At 41.5% G+C, this 19177-nt stretch carries 15 protein-coding genes; all 15 read left to right on the top strand.

Annotated elements, in window-relative coordinates; all coding sequences use genetic code 11:
* The 15 genes from GSR62_RS05455 to dnaK all read left to right on the top strand — a co-directional run bounded on the left by GSR62_RS05455 (position 1) and on the right by dnaK (position 19058).
* Positions 1-789, top strand: a complete 789-nt coding sequence (locus GSR62_RS05455; protein ID WP_010689160.1) for a phosphatidate cytidylyltransferase — start codon at positions 1-3, stop codon at positions 787-789.
* Positions 790-822: 33 nt separating this feature from the next.
* Positions 823-2097: an RIP metalloprotease RseP gene (rseP, locus tag GSR62_RS05450; RefSeq protein WP_066023978.1), complete on the top strand. Its 1275-nt coding sequence runs from the start codon at positions 823-825 to the stop codon at positions 2095-2097.
* 27 nt (positions 2098-2124) lie between these two features.
* Positions 2125-3846, top strand: a complete 1722-nt coding sequence (locus GSR62_RS05445; protein ID WP_066023977.1) for a proline--tRNA ligase — start codon at positions 2125-2127, stop codon at positions 3844-3846.
* 69 nt (positions 3847-3915) lie between these two features.
* Positions 3916-8262, top strand: a complete 4347-nt coding sequence (locus tag GSR62_RS05440; RefSeq protein WP_066023976.1) for a PolC-type DNA polymerase III — start codon at positions 3916-3918, stop codon at positions 8260-8262.
* A gap of 195 nt (positions 8263-8457) precedes the next feature.
* On the top strand, positions 8458-8928 hold the full coding sequence (gene rimP, locus GSR62_RS05435; protein WP_004047998.1) for a ribosome maturation factor RimP: 471 nt from the start codon (positions 8458-8460) through the stop codon (positions 8926-8928).
* 29 nt (positions 8929-8957) lie between these two features.
* Complete coding sequence (gene nusA, locus GSR62_RS05430; RefSeq protein WP_066023975.1) at positions 8958-10115, top strand: transcription termination factor NusA; 1158 nt, start codon at positions 8958-8960, stop codon at positions 10113-10115.
* Positions 10116-10126: 11 nt separating this feature from the next.
* Positions 10127-10426 (top strand): RNase P modulator RnpM, encoded by a 300-nt coding sequence (gene rnpM / locus GSR62_RS05425; protein ID WP_010689155.1) that lies wholly within the window; start codon positions 10127-10129, stop codon positions 10424-10426.
* Positions 10416-10730, top strand: coding sequence for a L7Ae/L30e/S12e/Gadd45 family ribosomal protein (locus GSR62_RS05420; RefSeq protein WP_066023974.1), 315 nt, complete (start codon positions 10416-10418; stop codon positions 10728-10730). Before rnpM ends, GSR62_RS05420 begins: the two co-directional genes overlap by 11 nt.
* A 72-nt stretch (positions 10731-10802) precedes the next feature.
* On the top strand, positions 10803-13124 hold the full coding sequence (gene infB, locus GSR62_RS05415; protein ID WP_035448169.1) for a translation initiation factor IF-2: 2322 nt from the start codon (positions 10803-10805) through the stop codon (positions 13122-13124).
* Between the two features lie 24 nt (positions 13125-13148).
* On the top strand, positions 13149-13514 hold the full coding sequence (rbfA, locus tag GSR62_RS05410; protein WP_004047989.1) for a 30S ribosome-binding factor RbfA: 366 nt from the start codon (positions 13149-13151) through the stop codon (positions 13512-13514).
* Between the two features lie 86 nt (positions 13515-13600).
* Complete coding sequence (gene truB, locus GSR62_RS05405; protein ID WP_066023973.1) at positions 13601-14506, top strand: tRNA pseudouridine(55) synthase TruB; 906 nt, start codon at positions 13601-13603, stop codon at positions 14504-14506.
* 14 nt (positions 14507-14520) lie between these two features.
* Entirely contained in the window at positions 14521-15468 is a 948-nt protein-coding gene (ribF, locus tag GSR62_RS05400; protein ID WP_035448173.1) for a riboflavin biosynthesis protein RibF, read from the top strand.
* An 88-nt stretch (positions 15469-15556) separates the two neighbouring features.
* Positions 15557-16585 carry a heat-inducible transcriptional repressor HrcA gene (gene hrcA, locus GSR62_RS05395; RefSeq protein WP_066023972.1) on the top strand — a complete coding sequence of 343 codons (1029 nt, stop codon included), beginning with the start codon at positions 15557-15559 and terminating at the stop codon, positions 16583-16585.
* A gap of 29 nt (positions 16586-16614) precedes the next feature.
* Positions 16615-17190 (top strand): nucleotide exchange factor GrpE, encoded by a 576-nt coding sequence (grpE, locus tag GSR62_RS05390; RefSeq protein WP_035448176.1) that lies wholly within the window; start codon positions 16615-16617, stop codon positions 17188-17190.
* A gap of 23 nt (positions 17191-17213) precedes the next feature.
* The gene (gene dnaK, locus GSR62_RS05385; protein WP_035448178.1) at positions 17214-19058 is read left to right on the top strand and encodes a molecular chaperone DnaK; all 1845 of its coding nucleotides are present in this window, start codon (positions 17214-17216) and stop codon (positions 19056-19058) included.
* The last annotated feature ends 119 nt before the right edge of the window (positions 19059-19177 follow it).

Genomic DNA, 19177 nt, shown 5'->3' with positions numbered 1-19177 from the left:
ATGAAACAGCGTGTTATAACAGCGGTGATCGCTTTGATCGTTTTCTTACCATTGCTTTATCTAGGGGGACTACCTTTTGATATCTTGGTAACGTTGATGGGGATCGTCGCAATGTCAGAATTTTTGATCATGAAAAAGAAATTACTCGTGTCATTTGAGGCGATCATTTCATTTCTTTTGATACTCTCAGTATTACTGCCGGTCTTTTGGGCTGGTTTTTGGACGCAAGATACTTTAGGCGGCAGCTTTTATTTGCTAGCCCTAGTTATGCTAGTCTACACTGTGATCTCTAAAAATCGTTTTTCATTTGATGATGCTGGGGTCCTGTTATTAGGTGGGCTTTATGCGGGGCTTGGATTTAGATTCATGATGCTAGCTCGCGCAGAGAGTCTGTGGATGATACTTTATGCCTTATTGATCGTTTGGATCACAGATAGTGGGGCTTATCTGATCGGACGCAAGATCGGTAAGAATAAATTAGCACCACATATCAGTCCCAACAAAACTTGGGAAGGTTCGATCGGTGGTTCACTCAGTGCGGTAGTTATTGTAGGCGCATATCTATACTTTGTGCAAGGTGCGTTTCCATATAGTTTCTCGACCATGCTTTTGTGGACTTTAGTCTTTTCAGTTGGAGGCCAACTTGGTGATCTGATCGAGTCAGCCTTCAAACGTCATTATGGAGTCAAGGATTCAGGCAAGATCTTACCTGGACACGGTGGGATCTTAGACCGCTTTGATTCATTACTATTTGTTTTACCATTGATGCATTTTGCTGGCTTGATCTAAGTGGATCGATTAGGATAAGGACGGTAGAGCAATATGATAACAACTATAATTACATTTATCATCGTCTTTGGGATCTTAGTATTTGTCCATGAATTTGGGCACTATTATTTTGCCAAGCGTGCTGGGATCTTGGTACGTGAATTTGCGATCGGGATGGGGCCAAAACTGTTTGCATATCGCAAGAATGGCACGACCTACACTTGGCGGATCTTGCCACTAGGTGGATATATCAGCATGGCAGGTTTGGAAGACGATACTGAAGAGCTGAAAAAAGGGATGCCAGTCAGTCTGATCACAGATGAAAATAGTGTCGTTCAAAAGATAAATACTAGTAAAAAAATCACTTTAGTCGAAGGGATCCCACTCGAATTGACTGACTGGGATCTGACCGATGGACTTTGGATCGAAGGCTATGAAAACGGCACTGAAGACGAGATCAAACGCTTCAAAGTTGATCACGATGCATTGATCATCGGTAAAGATGGGATCGAACTTCAGATCGCACCACGTGATGTGCGTTTTCAGTCGGCTTCGTTAGTCGATCGGATGCTGACCAATTTTGCGGGGCCATTGAATAATTTCTTGTTAGCGATCGTAGCTTTTGGCTTAGTTGCCTTCTTACAAGGAGGAGTCCCTGTAACCACTAATACGATAGCTCAAGTTCAAACTGATTCAGTTGCTCAAAAAGCTGGTTTAAAAGCAAATGATACGATCATTGCGATCAATGGTGATAAAACACCGACTTGGGACGATGTAGCCCAACATATCAGAACAGCTGATGGTAAAGAGCTTGTTTTAACAGTCAAGCGAGCTGACAAAAAGCAAAACATCAAGGTCACACCAGTCCAAAAAAACGTAAATGGACAAAAGGTCGCCCAGATTGGTATAATTGCTAAGGGAAAAATGGATCGTTCTATCAAAGCCAAGCTGACTTATGGGTTTACCCAAACTTGGTATGTGATAAAACAGCTAGGAAATGCCCTAGCGTCAATGTTACACGGCTTTAGTCTAAATGATCTAGGTGGTCCGGTAGCAATGTTTTCACTCACATCACAGGCTAAAGAAAACGGCCTGATCAGTGTTGTGACACTAACAGCACTGTTGTCAGTTAACTTAGGGATCATCAACTTGTTACCGATTCCTGCTTTGGATGGGGGCAAGTTGTTATTAAATATTATCGAAGCGATCAGAAGAAAACCACTTGATCCAGAAAAAGAGATCATTATCACAATGATCGGTTTTGGATTTTTGATGATCTTGATGCTTCTAGTTACGTGGAATGATATTCAACGCTATTTCTTCCGCTAATTAAATATAAAAGGGGTCTGAGCAAGAATGAAACAATCAAAAATGTTGATTCCAACATTAAAAGAAGTGCCAAGCGATGCTGAAGCACTCAGTCACCAGTTAATGTTACGGGCTGGTTATATCAAACAAGTGACAGCCGGGGTCTATGCTTATTTACCATTGGCTTATCGGGTCTTAAATAATATCGAAACGATCATCCGTGATGAGATGGATAAGATCGATGCCGTTGAAATGCTCGTGCCAGGAGTTTTACCAGCTGAACTTTGGGAAGAATCTGGCCGTTACAAGACATACGGAGCTAATTTATTTAAATTAAAGGATCGCCATGAACGTGATTTTATCTTAGGACCAACACACGAAGAGACATTTACTAAGATCATCAAAGATGCGATCAAGACATACAAAAAATTGCCGTTGAAGTTGTATCAGATCCAAATGAAGTACCGGGATGAAAGTCGTCCGCGGTTTGGACTTTTGCGTGGACGTGAATTTTTGATGTTGGATGATTACTCATTCCACACAGATATGGAAAGTTTAGATCAAACTTACCGTGATATGGATAAAGCTTACCAACAGATCTTTGAACGTGTCGGCCTTGATTTTAGAGGGATCATTGCTGATGCTGGTGCAATGGGTGGTAAGGATTCCAAAGAATTTATGGCGATCGCACCGATCGGGGAAGATACAGTCGTTTATTCCGACTCAAGTGATTACGCTGCTAACCTTGAAATGGCAAAGAACTTGCGGATCAACAAGAAATCCCACGAAACGCCAAAGGAATTGACAAAAGTAGCCACACCAGATGCCAAGACGATCGACGAAGTTTCAGCTTTCTTAGAAGTTGAGCCTGAGAGCATGATCAAAACTTTAGTCTTTATGGCCGATGAAGAACCAGTCATCGTTTTGATGCGTGGTAATGACGAGCTCAATGAAGTCAAATTGAAAAATTATTTGGATTGTGACTTCTTAGACCCGGCTGAAGATGCCCAAGCGCGTGAGCTTTTAGGTGCAGATTTTGGCTCTTTAGGACCAGTTGGTGTCGCCAAAGACGTTAAGATCGTAGCTGACCTTGATGTTGAAGGTATGGTCAATGCTAATGTAGGGGCTAACGAAAATGGTTACCACTACATGAACGCTAATATCGAACGCGATTACCGTGTAGATGATTTTGTCGATCTTCGGACTGTCAAAGAAGGTGACCTTTCGCCAGATGGTGAGGGTGTCCTTAAGTTTACACGTGGGATCGAGATCGGTCACATTTTCAAATTAGGTACACGTTATTCTGAAAGCTTAGGTGCGACAGTTTTAGATGAAAATGGGCGTGAAGTACCGATCATCATGGGTAGCTATGGTATCGGGGTATCTCGTTTGCTATCTGCGATCGTAGAGCAAAATAGCGATGAAAATGGGATCATTTGGCCACGTTCGATCGCACCATTTGACATTCATGTGGTACCGGTCAATGTGAAGAAAGAAGAACAAGTTAAACTAGCAACTGAGATCACAACAATGCTAGAAGATGCTGGCTACAAAGTTTTAGTTGATGATCGTAAAGAACGTCCAGGGGTAAAATTTGCCGATGCTGATCTTATCGGTCTACCTGCGCGGATCACAGTTGGTAAAAAAGCCGATGAAGGAATCGTTGAGATCAAATTACGTCGTACAGGCGAAACACTTGAAGTTAAGACAGATGAATTGTTAAATTCGATCAAGATCTTACTCAAAGAAGATCAAGGCATTTTTGGCTAGATATAGATAATTGGACTGGCGAAAGTGACTTCACCAGTCCTTTTATTTCTGATAGAGAGGGGTCAGAATTTGGAACCAAATAAACAGGAATTGTTTTTGCGCTTACTTGAACAGATCAAGTGGCAACATTTACCAGAGGAACAAGAACTCTTTGCTGGAGCTGCGATCGATAAAGTTGAAGTCCATACAGCTTCAAAGCGCTGGGAATTTGTGATCAGTTTAAAGCAAGTGTTGCCCTTTACAACATTTTTGCGTTTTAACCACGCCCTTGCTAACGTTTTTGAACCGATTGCGCAAACGACTTTGAACTTGGAAGTCCAAGAGGCGACGTTAAATGAGCGTGATCTAGGTGATTATTGGGCCTATGTGGTGTCAACGTGTGGGGTCAATTCGCCTTTGATCCAAGAATTGTGTCAAGGTAAGGTACCGTATTTAGACGATAACCGGGTCATGTTGTTAGCTGAAAATGAGATCATCAAAAACTTTTTGACGACACAGGCTTTAGGACCGATCGAACGGACATATCAACAATATGGGTTTCCTAAATTTACGATCAATACGCTGATCGATGAATCAAAATCGCAGGCTAAGATCGATGAATACAAAGAACAAAAAGCTAGATCTGATGCGCAATTAGCCCAACAAGCGGTCGAGGCGATCCAAAAGCAAAACGAAAAACGGCAACAAAAAGCTAAAGAAAAAGAAACGGTCACTGTCGACGGACCAGTCCAACTTGGCAAGAAGATCGCTGATGATGCTGAGATCAGACAGATGGCAACGATCACGGAAGAAGAACGTTCGGTGGTCGTTCAAGGTTATATTTTCGATAAAGAGGTCCGTACTCTACGTTCTGAGCGCAAATTGCTCATCATCAAGGTCACCGATTATTCTTCATCAATGGTGATCAAGAAGTTTTCGCGTAATGAAGAAGATGAAGCGATGTTTGATGCACTAGCTGTCGGTAAGTGGGTCAAAGTTCGCGGGAGCGTTCAAGAAGATACCTATATGCGTGATTTAGCGATGAATGCCTATGATATCGTTGAAGTAGCACATGAGGGACGCAAAGATACCGCACCCGAAGATCATAAGCGCGCTGAATTGCATGTTCATTCCAATATGAGTATGATGGATGCGACAAACAGCATCAGTGACTATGTCAAGCAAGCAGCTGCTTGGGGGCAAAAAGCGATCGCGATCACTGATCATAGTACGCTCCAAGCTTTCCCTGAGGCGCATAGTGCGGGCTTAAAGAATAATGTCAAGATCTTATACGGGGTCGAAGCTAATGTTGTCGATGATGGGCAACCGATCGCCTATAATGAACAACATGTGAAATTAAAAGATGCGACATATGTTGTTTTCGATACGGAAACGACCGGGTTATCGGCTCGTTATGATAAGGTCATCGAATTGGCGGCAGTCAAGATGAAAGATGGCGAAGTGATCGAGCGTTTTGAACAATTTATCGATCCAGGTCATCCCCTTTCACAAACGACGATCAAATTGACTTCGATCACCGATGATATGGTCCGGGGCTCAAAGTCTGAAAAAGAAGTTTTTGAGATGTTCCAAGAATTTTGTAAGGGCAGTATCATTGTCGGGCATAACGCGACCTTTGACGTTGACTTTATGAATACGGGTTATGCTCGGCATGGGTTACCTTTGATCAGTGAACCTTGGTTAGATACATTGCCAATGGCGCGCTTATTGTATCCAGAAATGAAAGGTTTTCGTTTGAATACCTTAGCTAAAAAATTGAATGTTAATTTGGAACACCATCACCGGGCGATCTATGATGCGGAAGCAACAGGCTATATCTATTATGCAATGCTAAAAGATGCTGAAGAGAAGTTGCAGATCGAATACCATGATCAATTTAATACGCAAAAAGATGATGATATTTATAAACATCAACATCCGTTCCATGCGGTGATCTTGGCTAAAACACAAGAGGGTCTCAAAAATCTCTTTAAAGTTGCTTCAGAGTCAATGGTCAAGTATTTCTACCGTGTTCCACGGGTACCGCGTTCAGTCTTAGATAAATATCGTGAAGGCTTGATCGTAGGTTCGGCTTGTGCTGATGGAGAAGTTTTTACTGCGATGATGCAAAAAGGTTACGAACAGGCTAAAGAAAAGGCAAAATATTATGATTATTTAGAAGTTCAACCTAAAGCATTATACGCACCTTTGATCGAACAAGAATTGGTCAAAAATAATAAAAATTTAGAAGAGATCATTGCTAATATGGTGCAACTAGCTGAAGAGCTCAAGATCCCGATCGCAGCTACGGGGGATGTGCATTTTATGAATAAAGAAGATGCGATCTACCGTAAGATCTTGATCCATTCACAAGGTGGGGCTAACCCCCTTAATAAGCTACGTGATCTACCAGATGCCCATTTCCGAACGACGGATGAAATGTTAGAAGATTTTGTCTTTTTAGGTGAAGAAAAGGCGGAAAAAGTCGTCGTGACTGATCCAAATAAGATCGTCGATATGTGTGATGAGATCACGCCGGTCAAGGATAAGTTGTATACGCCTAAAATGCCAGGGGCTGAAGATGATATCAAGAATTTGACATTGAACAAAGCCCATGAATGGTATGGCGATCCGTTACCAGATATCGTGCAAAAACGCGTTGATAAAGAATTGAAATCCGTTATCGGAAATGGTTTCTCAGTTATCTATTTGATCTCACAAAAGCTGGTGGCTAAATCCAATAAAGATGGCTATTTAGTAGGGTCTCGTGGTTCGGTGGGCTCCAGTTTGGTCGCCACTCTGACAGGTATCACTGAGGTCAACCCCTTACCACCACATTATCGCTGTCCTAAGTGTAAGTGGTCGCATTTTTATGAAAAAGGTGAATATGGTTCTGGCTATGACTTACCGGATAAAGAATGTCCAGAATGCGGAACAGAATTGGTCAAAGATGGCCAAGAGATCCCGTTTGAAACGTTCCTTGGTTTCAAGGGGAATAAAGTTCCCGATATCGATCTGAACTTCTCGGGTGACTATCAACCAGTAGCTCATAATTACACGAAAGTTTTGTTTGGTGAGAACAATGTGTTTCGGGCTGGTACGATCGGTACAGTGGCTGATAAAACGGCCTATGGGTATGTCAAAGCTTACGAACGTGATACTGAGCAGAATTTACGAGGCGCTGAAGTCGATCGATTGGCCAAGGGTGCCACAGGTGTTAAGCGAACGACCGGGCAACACCCGGCTGGGATCTTGGTCGTACCGGACTATCTTGATATCTATGATTTTACTCCGATCCAGTATCCGGCTGACGATCTGACTGCAGCTTGGAAAACAACTCACTTTGATTTCCACTCGATCCATGATAATATCTTAAAACTCGACTGTTTAGGGCATGATGATCCGACGATGATCAGAATGTTGCAAGATCTTTCAGGGATCGAACCAAAGACGATCCCGACTGATGATCCGGGTGTGATGAAGCTATTTTCAGGAACTGATATTTTAGGTGTTACTCCAGAGCAGATCCAGTCTAAGACCGGGACTTTAGGGATCCCAGAATTTGGGACGCGTTTTGTTCGCGGGATGTTAGAAGAAACGCACCCCAAAACGTTTGCCGAACTAGTCAAGATCTCTGGTCTTTCTCACGGGACTGATGTGTGGTTAGGTAACGCGGAAGAATTGATCCAAAACGGGACCGTTACGATGCCAGAAGTTATTGGATGTCGTGACGATATCATGATGGACTTGATCCATATGGGGGTTGAGTCTGACTTGGCCTTTAAGATCATGGAACACGTACGTAAGGGACGCGGGGTCCCAGATGAGTGGCAGGCAGCGATGCGTGAATCTGAAGTGCCGGAATGGTATATCGGTGCATGCTTGAAGATCAAATACATGTTCCCGAAAGCCCACGCTGCTGCTTATGTGTTGATGGCTTTGCGGATCGCCTATTTCAAGGTGTATTATCCATTGGTATACTATGCTGCTTATTTCTCAGTCCGGGCTGATGACTTTGATCTAGTTTCGATGGCTCACGGTAAAGAATCCGTCAAAGCTGCAATGAAAGAGATCACTGACAAGGGCAATGATGCGACCGCTAAGGAGAAAAATCTTTTGACGGTGCTTGAATTAGCTAATGAAATGTTGGAACGTGGCTTTGAATTCAAAATGGTCGATCTCAATAAATCGGATGCCAGCGATTGGTTGATCGAAGATAATACGTTGATCGCACCATTTACGGCAGTACCAGGGTTAGGCCTGAACGTTGCTAAACAGATCGTGGCGGCACGTGAGGAACAAGATTTCTTGTCCAAAGAAGATCTTGCTAAACGTGGTAAAGTTTCGGCGACGATCATCGATTTTTTGTCAGAAAACCACGTACTTGATACTTTGCCAGACGAAAATCAATTGAGTTTATTTGAAAATCTATTCTAAATAGATCTTTTTATCACTAGTTTTAGCAAAGTAAATATGGAAAAATAATGTAATCTTGAAATTCCAAGGTTTAAATGTTATAATTACTTTTGTATTTTGATAACTCGTGAGAGTGAGCAGAGATGCTCACTCTTTTTATTGGAATAAAAAATGCGTTACAATAGAGTTGCAAGTTATTTTAGAGGGGGCTAATGCGTGAGTGTTGTAGAAACAGTAACGAAGCTAGTTACACCGATCTTGGATGATCATCACTTTGAATTAGTTGATATCGAATTTGTCAAAGAAGGAAAAAGTTGGTATTTGCGTGTCTTTATCGATAAAGAAGGGGGCATCAACATCGAAGAATGTGCCCTTGTTAGCGACCAACTTAGTGAAAAGTTGGATAATTGTGATCCAGATCCAATTCCACAAGCTTATTATTTGGAAGTTTCTTCGCCAGGGGCAGAACGACCATTGAAAAAAGAAAAAGATTATGAGCGTGCTTTGAACTCATATATCAATGTTTCACTTTACCAACAGCTCGATGGTAAGAAAGTATATGAAGGAACAATGACAGCATTATCCAAAGATGAGTTGACACTTGAATATATGGATAAGACCCGTAAAAAAACAATCACGATCCCACGCAAGCAAATTGCTAAGGCGCGGCTCGCAATTAAATTTTAAAAGATTATTTTTACAAGGAGAATCAAACCATGAGTAAGGAATTACTTAACGCATTAGATGCGCTTGAAACAGAAAAAGGAATCAAAAAAGAAGTTGTGATCGATGCGTTGGAACAGGCTTTAGTTTCAGCTTACAAGCGAAATTACGATAAAGCCCAAAACGTAGAAGTTGAATTTGACAAGCGTAAAGGTGACATCAAAGTCTATTCCGTCAAAGAAGTTGTCAACAATGTCTTTGACTCACGCTTGGAAGTTAACTTAGAAGATGCATTAGAGATCAACAAGGCTTATGAAGTTGGTGATACGATCCGCTTTGAAGTGACACCACGTGATTTTGGACGGATCGCAGCTCAAACAGCTAAGCAAGTGATCATGCAACGTGTGCGTGAAGAAGAACGCCAAATGATCTATGATCAATACAGCAAGTATGAAAATGAGATCGTTTCTGGTGAAGTTGAACGCCATGATAGCCGTTATATCTATGTCAATTTAGGCAATGTTGAAGCTGTTTTATCTAAAAAAGATCAAGTGCCAGGTGAAGTTTACAAATCACATGATCGGATCAAAGTCTACATCTACAAAGTTGTGGATCCATCAGCTAACAACAATGAACCAGAAGTTGAAAATAAAGATGGGAAGAAACGGCGCAAGAATCGTGGACCACAAGTTTACGTTAGTCGTTCTCACCCAGATCTATTGAAACGTCTATTTGAAAACGAAGTACCTGAAATTTTTGACGGTACAGTTGAGATCAAATCGATCGCACGTGAAGCCGGTGATCGTGCTAAAGTGGCTGTTTACTCAGCAGAAGAAGGCGTTGATCCGATCGGAACATGTGTGGGCCCACGCGGTGAACGTGTTCAAGCGATCGTCAATGAATTGAATGGTGAAAAGATGGATATCATTGAATGGAGTGAAGATCCAGCTAAGTATATCTCAAACGCTTTGAACCCAGCTAATATCGTTGAAGTTCGCTTTGATCCTGAAAATGAACGTGTCTGCACGGTGATCGTGCCAGATGATCAACTTTCACTTGCGATCGGTAAACGGGGGCAAAATGCTCGTTTAGCAGCGCATTTGACTGGATACAAGATCGATATCAAATCCGAATCCGATATGGCTGCTTTAGAAGCAAATGCTGAGCTAGCTGATGAAGCAGAAGTTTCAGTTGAAACAACTGAAGAATAGGGGGCACAAACATGGCACAACGCAAGATCCCAATGCGCAAAGATATCGTTACTGGTGAAATGAAACCTAAAAAAGAACTTGTACGCGTCGTGAAAAACAAAGAAAATGAAGTAAGTCTCGATCCAACTGGTAAAAAAGCTGGCCGGGGTGCATATATTCATTTAGATGTAGCTACCGCAAAGAAAGCTCGGGAACAAAAGACTTTTGATAAAGTTTTTGGTGTTAAGATCGAACCTGCTTTTTATGATGAGCTAGTAGCATATGTCGATCACCAAGTTGCACGAGCAGAGTTATTTGGCAATGGAAAATAAGATACAACAACAAAAAGCTCTAAACTTATTGGGATTAGCTCGGAAAGCTGGCAAGTTGACTACAGGCCAAGACCTGGTCTTAGCAGCGATTCGTTCCGGAAAAGCTAAAGTCGTGCTGATGGCAAACGATTGCGGGCAAAGCACCCAAAAGAAATTCACTGATAAGTGCAAGAGTTATGATGTAGCATTAACAACAGAATTTACAAAACGGGAATTAAGTGCTGCGATCGGCGCCAAGCGTTCATTGATCGCAGTTACCGATCCTGGTTTTGGGAAGAAGATACGCCAGCTTCTTTTTTCTTGATCGAAGGGTACAAAGCTTATTCGGTCAGGGATCGAGTAGGTGTGTATTCTTGAAAATAAGGAGAGTGAAGTCATGAGTAAAAAAAGGATTTATGAACTGGCTAAGGAATTAAACGTTAGCAACAAAGAAGTAATTGAAGTTGCAAAGAAAAATGGTTTTAAAGTTGGTAACCACATGTCATCTTTAGACCAAGCTGCTGAAGCTAAAGTAAAAGCTTCATTTGTTAAACCAGTTAAATCTAGTTCACAACAGCAGGCGACTCCTAAAAAAGAAAACAGCGAGAAAAAACAAAATGTTGCTGTAAACAAAAACTCCCAAAATGCGCGGAATAATAACCATTCTAAGCATCAAAACCAAGCATCCGCACAAAGAAATAATGAAAGGCATTCAGGGAAGCGTATGGAAAAAAACAACAACAATAATAACAACGCGAATAATACAAAACATCGCGGTAATAATTCCCAAGGCAATAGCCAAAACAACAACAGTCAAAAGAAAAACAAGTTTTCAAACAATCGCTTTGGCGGGAATAATAACAATCATAAGTTCAATAAAAAGAACAAGAAAAACAAAAATAAGAAGTTCAATCAAAAGAACAATAAACCAGCAGTTCCTCCACGTAAAAACAAGCCATTACCAGAAGTTTTGGTCTATACGGTCGGCATGAACGTAGCAGATATTGCTAAAAAGATCCACCGTGAACCAGCTGAGATCATCAAGAAATTATTTATGATGGGTGTTATGGTCAACCAAAACCAATCCCTTGATAAAGATACGATCGAGATCTTAGCAGCTGATTACGGTATCAAGGCAGAAGAAAAAGTTGAAGTTGACGTAGCTGACATCGATAAATTCTTTGAAGAAGAACAAAATAATCAAGATAATTTAACTTCACGCCCACCAGTTGTAACGATCATGGGTCACGTTGACCACGGTAAGACAACGTTATTGGATAAATTACGGCATACCAATGTTACAGCAGGCGAAGCTGGTGGTATCACCCAACATATCGGTGCTTACCAAGTGCGTCACTCAGGCAAGACGATCACATTCTTGGATACCCCAGGACACGCGGCCTTTACCAACATGCGGGCTCGTGGGGCAGACATCACTGATATCACTGTCTTAGTTGTTGCAGCTGATGACGGTGTAATGCCACAAACGATCGAAGCTATCAACCACGCTAAGGCTGCTAATGTGCCGATCATCGTTGCGGTCAATAAGATCGATAAGCCAGGTGCTAATCCAAACCATGTCATGGAACAATTATCCGAGTATGAATTGATCCCTGAAAGTTGGGGTGGCGATACGATCTTCGTTGAGATCTCAGCTAAATTCAATAAGAACTTAGAAGAATTACTCGATATGATCTTACTTGAAGCTGAAATGCTCGAATTAAAAGCCAATGCTAAACAACACGGTGCAGGTTCTGTTATTGAAGCTCGTTTAGATAAAGGTAAGGGTTCTGTGGCCTCATTACTTGTACAACATGGTACCTTACATGTTGGTGATCCAATCGTTGTGGGTAATACCTTTGGTCGTGTGCGGACGATGACTGATGCTCGTGGTCGTTCGATCAAGAAAGCAACTCCAGCGACTCCAGTTGAGATCACTGGTTTAAACGATGTTCCTGATTCTGGTGATCGTTTCATCACATTTGATGACGAAAAAACAGCACGGGCAGCTGGTGAAGAACGTGCTAAACGTGCCTTGATCAAGGAACGTAACCAAACGACACATGTGACCTTAGATAACTTGTTTGATACCTTAAAAGAAGGCGATCTAAAGGAAGTTGATCTGATCATCAAAGCCGACGTGCAAGGTTCAGCTGAAGCTTTAGCACAAAGCTTTAAGAAGATCGATGTTGAAGGTGTTCGCGTAAACATCATCCACCAAGCAGTTGGTGCGATCAACGAATCTGACGTTACTTTGGCCGAAGCTTCAAATGCTATCATCATCGGTTTCAACGTACGTCCAACGCCACAAGCTAAGATCCAAGCTGAAAGTGATAAGGTCGATATTCGTTTACACAACGTTATCTATAAGGCGATCGATGAAGTTGAAACTGCGATGAAGGGTATGTTAGAACCAGTCTTTGAAGAAAAAGTCATCGGTGAAGTTGAAATTCGTGAAACTTATAAAGTATCTAAGTTAGGTACTATCGGTGGGGGCTATGTCACAGATGGCTATATCCAACGTGATAGTGGTGTCCGTGTTATCCGCGATGGTATCGTGATCTATGAAGGTCAACTTGCTTCACTTAAACGTTTCAAAGATGACGTTAAGCAAGTAAAACAAGGCTACGAATGTGGTCTGATGATCGAAAAATACAATGATATCAAAGTAGGCGATCGTATCGAAGCTTACGTGATGGAAGAAGTTCCACAAGACTAATATTTGATTTGAGGAGGAATTTGAATGGCACAACATTATCGTGTGGGTCGGTTATCACAAGAGATCCAAAGGGAAGTCAATGATATTTTGACTAAGCGTGTGCGTGATCCTCGAGTACAAGGCGTGACGATCACGGGCGTAGAAGTGACAGGTGACTTGCAACATGCAACGATCTACTACAGTACATTATCTAATTTGGCTTCTGACGCTGAAAAAACACAGATCGGTTTAGATAAAGCAACAGGTTTGATCAGACGTGAATTGGGTCAACGCTTGCGTATTTATGTAACGCCTGAAATTAAATTTGAACGGGATGAATCAGTGCGTTACGGTGATCATATCGATGAGCTTTTAAGTAAGCTACACCAGCAAGAAAGTAATCCTTATTGATCGATCATGATTTAAAAATTATGTGTAGATAAAAAGAAGCTGGAAAAATTTTTCTAGCTTCTTTTTTTAGAAAAGAGAGGTAAAAGATGGACGGGATCCTTCCTTTGAATAAAGATCGTGGTATGACGAGCCACGATGCAGTTTTTAAATGCCGGAAAATTTTTAAAACGCGTAAAGTTGGTCATAGTGGTACGCTTGATCCTAATGTCGATGGTGTCTTACCGATCTGTATCGGTAGAGCGACCAAGGCAGTTAATTACTTGATGGCGTCAGGAAAAGTTTATAAAGGTGAGATCATCTTAGGTTTTTCAACGGAAACTGAAGATCTTGATGGTGAAGTTGTTGCTAAAAAAGCTATCGAACGACCATTTAGTCAGGAGCAGATCGACCAAGCAATGGCACAGTTGACGGGGGAGATAGTTCAGATCCCACCGATGTATTCTGCAGTCAAGGTCAACGGTAAACGACTTTACGAATACGCACGTGCTGGGCAAAGTGTTGAACGCCCTAAAAGAAAGATCACAGTCGCTTATTTTAAGCAGACTAAGCCAAGCACCTATGATGCAACTAAACAACAACAAACGCTTTATTTTGAAGTTGGCTGCGGTAAAGGAACTTATGTAAGGACGCTAGCGTTAGATCTAGGTGAAATCTTAGGTGTGCCAGCTGTAATGTCAGATCTGACACGTTTGCAAAGTGGGGGCTTTGAGCTAGAGCAGAGTGTGACCCTCGAACAGCTGGCTAATGCCACGCCAGAAGAATTGGAAAACTACCTTTATCCACTTGAATATGCTTTTCGAAGCTATCCTAAGGTCATTTTGACTGAACAACAGTGGCAAAAGGTCCAAAATGGGGGCTTTTTACCAGCAAATATTTTTAAAGATAGGACAACGAAGATCTTGTTGATGTATGGCGATAAAGCACGGGCGCTTTATTATTATGATGATAAAAAAGGTGTTTTTCGTTCAGAACAAATGCTTGATCTAACTTAAAGAGGGTAACAGAGATGAAAGTTATTGAATTAGCTGAACCGTATGCTAAAAGTGAGATCTATCCGGGAAAGATCGTCTTAGCACTAGGCTTTTTTGATGGGGTCCATCGCGGACATCAAGCTGTGATCAAAGCAGCTAAACAGCAAGCTCAAAAAATGGGTGCTAAGCTAGCAGTGATGACTTTTGATCGGCATCCCAGCGCTATTTTCCAGCAACGTGATCCACAAACGATCCAATATTTGACGACGATCACCGAAAAATTAGCGCTATTTGAAAAATTTGGCGCAGATATTGCTTATGTGGTCAAATTTGACGAAAAACTTGCTTATTTAAAACCTCAAGAATTTATCGATAAATATGTCGTGGGGTTAAATGCGGTAGGGATCACAGCCGGCAGTGATTACACTTATGGTCCCCATACGGTCGCTAATATGAAAAATCTACCTAAATATGCTAAAAATAGATTCGAGATCCAGACTGTCGAGTTACTAAAAGAAGATGAAAAAGTTGGTTCGACTGGGATCAGGGAAGCTTTGGCGAGTGGCAAAGTCGGACTTGCAGCCCACTATTTAGGCTATGATTACCAAACGACTGGGACGGTGGTGCATGGTTTTGAACGCGGGCGCCAGATAGGTTTTCCAACTTTGAACATCGAAACGAGTCTTGCTAAACAATTGCCAGCAGTGGGAGTCTATGCTGTTGAAGTAGAATTGGATGGCAAACGATATCAAGGGATGGCTTCGATCGGTCATAATGAAACTTTTGGTGCTGATCTAGCTAAGACATTAGAAGTAAATCTCTTTGATTTTTCGGCGATGGTCTATGGCAAAAAAGTAACGGTCTATTGGAAAAATTATCTGCGTCCGATGGTGAAATTTAATAGTATCGCTGAATTAGTCGTACAATTAGAGGATGATAAACGGCATTCTGAAGCATTACTCAATGTTCAAAATGAAAATTAGCACTCTGCTTGACAGATTGCTAAGAGTTGTGTATATTAATAATTGACTTAGCACTCCATAGTGTTAAGTGCTAAAAGAGGTGATCGTAGTGTTGAGTGAGCGACAGTTATTGATCCTTGAAGCCGTGATCCGCAACTATACAGAAGCGGGTCAGCCGATCGGATCGAAGACTTTACAACAACAATTACCGGTCCATGTGAGTTCAGCGACCATTCGCAATGAGATGGCGGTTCTCGAACAGCAAGGATATATTGCAAAGGAGCATTCAAGTTCGGGGCGGATCCCTTCACTTAAGGGGTATCGATATTATGTCGATAATTTGATGAAACCTAGCGAGCTTGATCGTGATGCTTTGCATGATATTCGCAACTCTTTTGGAAATGAATTTCAGAAGATCGATGAGATCCTAGCTACTTCAGCTAAGATCTTATCCGATTTGACAAGTTATACTGCCATTTCGCTCAAACCTGAAGCTAAAGATCTACGCTTAGAAGGTTTTAGAATTGTAGAGCTTGGCAATCAACAGGTAATGGTGATTTTGGTAACAAGTGACGGTACCGTTGAGAGTCAGACTTTTACGATGCCAAGTGGGATAAGTGGCAGTGAACTCGAAGCTGTTATCCGTCTGATCAATGATAAAGTCGTTGGTCTACCACTGAGACAGGTGATCGTCAGGCTTAATGAATGTTTGCCCCTTTTGAACCGTTACTTACATCAACCGGCTGGTTTCATTGATGTTTTTGGTAATATCTTGAACCGTGTAGCTAAGGAACAGGTTTATGTAGGGGGGAAGATGAATCTTTTGGATTTTTCCAAAGATGCCTCACTTGAACAGATAAAGTCGCTATATTCTCTAGTTGATCATACTCAAGGGATCGGCAGTTTGGTGGACTCATCTAAAGATGGGATCTCCGTCAAGTTAGGTGATGAACTACCAAGCACTTTGCTACAAAATTATAGCTTGATCTCTGCTACTTTTGATGACGGCAACCATGGACAGGGGACGATCGCGATCCTAGGTCCGACAAATATGCCATATTCAAAGATGATTGGTCTGATCACGGTTTTCCGTGATGAACTAACTAAGAGGATAAACGATTATTATCAAAAGTTTTAAATTAATTTTATAAGAAAAGGGGTGTTGATGTGGCAGAAGAAGAGATCAAAAATGCTGCAGCAGAGCAAACAGCACCGGATGAAACTGAAGTAAAGAATGATTCAGTGGATGATCCAAAGAAAGAAGAAGCTGTCGATGAAGTCACAGCTTTGACTGATCAGTTAGCTGAACTGCAAAAAAAATATGATGAATTAGAAGATCGCTACTACCGTTCAGAAGCGGAAATGGCGAATATGACTAAGCGTTTAAAAAAAGAACAAGAACAACTTCTTCGTTATGAAGGACAAGATCTAGCACGTGATATTTTACCAGTTGTTGATAACTTGACACGTGCCTTGCAAACAGAAGTTGAAGATGTTGGTTCTAAACAGCTCAAGCAAGGGATCGAGATCGTTGCAAGAGATCTCGATAAGGCCTTGCAAAGTAATGACGTGACGAGGATCGCTTCGTTAGGTGAAGAATTTGATCCGACGAAACATCAAGCGGTCAAGTCAGTACCGGTCGAAGAAGGGCAAACGCCTGAAACGATCGTCCAAGTCTTACAAGAGGGCTATATGTTAAAAGATCGCGTCTTACGTCCAGCAATGGTCGTTGTCGCACAATAATTTTGTAAAAGGGTGAATTTTTAATGTCAAAAATCATTGGTATTGACCTTGGGACAACTAACTCAGCAGTTGCTGTTCTTGAAGGTAAAGAAGCAAAAATTATTACAAATCCAGAAGGTAACCGGACAACTCCATCTGTTGTTTCATTTAAAAACGGTGAAACTCAAGTCGGTGAAGTGGCTAAACGTCAAGCAATCACTAACCCAAATACGATCAGCTCGATCAAACGTCACATGGGTGAAGCAGGTTATACAGTAGATATTGAAGGTAAAGAATACACACCACAAGAAATTTCAGCAATGATCTTGCAATACATCAAAGAATATGCTGAAAGCTACTTAGGTGAAGAAGTTACTCAAGCTGTTATCACAGTTCCAGCTTACTTCAATGACTCACAACGTCAAGCTACTAAAGATGCTGGTAAGATCGCTGGTTTGAAAGTTGAACGTATCGTCAACGAACCAACCGCAGCTGCTTTAGCTTACGGTTTGGACAAGCAAGACAAAGATGAAAAAGTTTTAGTCTTTGACCTTGGTGGTGGTACATTTGACGTTTCCATCCTTGAACTTGGCGATGGTGTCTTCCAAGTACTTTCCACAAACGGTGATACAAACCTTGGTGGGGATGACTTTGATAACAAGATCATCGATTGGTTAGTTGCAGAATTCAAGAAAGAACATGGTATCGATCTTTCAACTGATAAGATGGCAATGCAACGTCTCAAAGATGCTGCTGAAAAAGCTAAGAAAGACCTTTCTGGTGTAACTTCTGCACAGATCTCCTTGCCATTTATCACAGCAGGTGAAGCAGGTCCATTGCACTTAGAAACAACTTTAACACGTGCTAAGTTCAATGAATTGACACATGACTTGATCGAAAGAACTAAGATCCCTGTACGTAATGCTTTACAAGATGCTGGTTTAACAAATGCTGACATCGATGAAGTTATCTTAGTTGGTGGTTCAACACGTATCCCTGCAGTTAAAGAAGCTGTTAAAGCTGAAACTGGCCATACACCAAACGAATCTGTCAACCCTGATGAAGCTGTTGCTTTAGGGGCAGCTATCCAAGGTGGGGTCATCACAGGTGATGTTAAAGACGTTGTTTTACTTGATGTTACACCATTATCACTTGGTATCGAAACAATGGGTGGCGTCTTTACAAAATTGATCGATCGCAATACAACGATCCCAACATCTAAGTCACAAGTCTTCTCAACTGCCGCTGATAACCAACCAGCCGTTGATATTCACGTTTTACAAGGTGAACGTCCAATGGCAGCTGACAACAAGACTTTAGGTCGTTTCCAATTGACGGATATTCCAGCAGCTCCACGTGGTGTTCCTCAAATCCAAGTTACATTTGATATCGACAAGAACGGTATCGTAAATGTGTCTGCTAAGGATCTCGGCACTAACAAAGAACAAAAGATCACGATCAAGAGTTCATCTGGTCTATCCGATGAAGAGATCGATCGTATGGTCAAGGAAGCTAAGGAAAACGAAGAAGCTGACAAGAAGCGTAAAGAAGAAGTTGATCTACGTAACGAAGTAGATCAATTGCTCTTCCAAACAGATAAGACGTTAGAAGAGATCAAGGGCAAAGTGTCTGATGACGAAGTGAAGAAAGCTGAAGATGCACGTGATGCATTGAAGAAAGCTCAAGAAGAAAACAACGTTGAAGACATGAAAGCTAAGAAAGATGATTTGACAAAGATCATCCAAGACATGTCAGTCAAACTTTACCAACAAGCACAACAAGCTCAAGGCCAAGCTCAAGCTGATGGTGCATCTGCTAGCGACAACAACGCAGCTGATGATAACACAGTAGATGGCGACTTTAAAGAAGTCGATCCTGACGATAAATAATCGTTACAATGGCTAAATGAAAAGTCAAAGGCCCTTTGTGGACTTTGGCTTTTTATTTTTAAGCAGTTATGTTAATCTAAATTTAAGTGTAATTGCACGGCAAATAACCAATTATTTGG

It is taken from the genome of Ligilactobacillus animalis (assembly GCF_009933595.1).
GTDB classification, from domain to species: domain Bacteria; phylum Bacillota; class Bacilli; order Lactobacillales; family Lactobacillaceae; genus Ligilactobacillus; species Ligilactobacillus animalis.
The sequence above is the reverse complement of the archived record's forward strand: the minus strand, read 5'-3'. Positions and strand labels throughout refer to the sequence as shown.

What these genes read in the sequence shown, in the direction of transcription:
- GSR62_RS05455 (WP_010689160.1), top strand. Translation starts at nt 1, where the DNA reads ATGAAACAGCGTGTTATAACAGCGGTGATCGCTTTGATCGTTTTCTTA.
- rseP (WP_066023978.1), top strand. Translation starts at nt 823, where the DNA reads ATGATAACAACTATAATTACATTTATCATCGTCTTTGGGATCTTAGTA.
- GSR62_RS05445 (WP_066023977.1), top strand. Translation starts at nt 2,125, where the DNA reads ATGAAACAATCAAAAATGTTGATTCCAACATTAAAAGAAGTGCCAAGC.
- nusA (WP_066023975.1), top strand. Translation starts at nt 8,958, where the DNA reads ATGAGTAAGGAATTACTTAACGCATTAGATGCGCTTGAAACAGAAAAA.
- rnpM (WP_010689155.1), top strand. Translation starts at nt 10,127, where the DNA reads ATGGCACAACGCAAGATCCCAATGCGCAAAGATATCGTTACTGGTGAA.
- GSR62_RS05420 (WP_066023974.1), top strand. Translation starts at nt 10,416, where the DNA reads ATGGAAAATAAGATACAACAACAAAAAGCTCTAAACTTATTGGGATTA.
- infB (WP_035448169.1), top strand. Translation starts at nt 10,803, where the DNA reads ATGAGTAAAAAAAGGATTTATGAACTGGCTAAGGAATTAAACGTTAGC.
- rbfA (WP_004047989.1), top strand. Translation starts at nt 13,149, where the DNA reads ATGGCACAACATTATCGTGTGGGTCGGTTATCACAAGAGATCCAAAGG.
- truB (WP_066023973.1), top strand. Translation starts at nt 13,601, where the DNA reads ATGGACGGGATCCTTCCTTTGAATAAAGATCGTGGTATGACGAGCCAC.
- ribF (WP_035448173.1), top strand. Translation starts at nt 14,521, where the DNA reads ATGAAAGTTATTGAATTAGCTGAACCGTATGCTAAAAGTGAGATCTAT.
- dnaK (WP_035448178.1), top strand. Translation starts at nt 17,214, where the DNA reads ATGTCAAAAATCATTGGTATTGACCTTGGGACAACTAACTCAGCAGTT.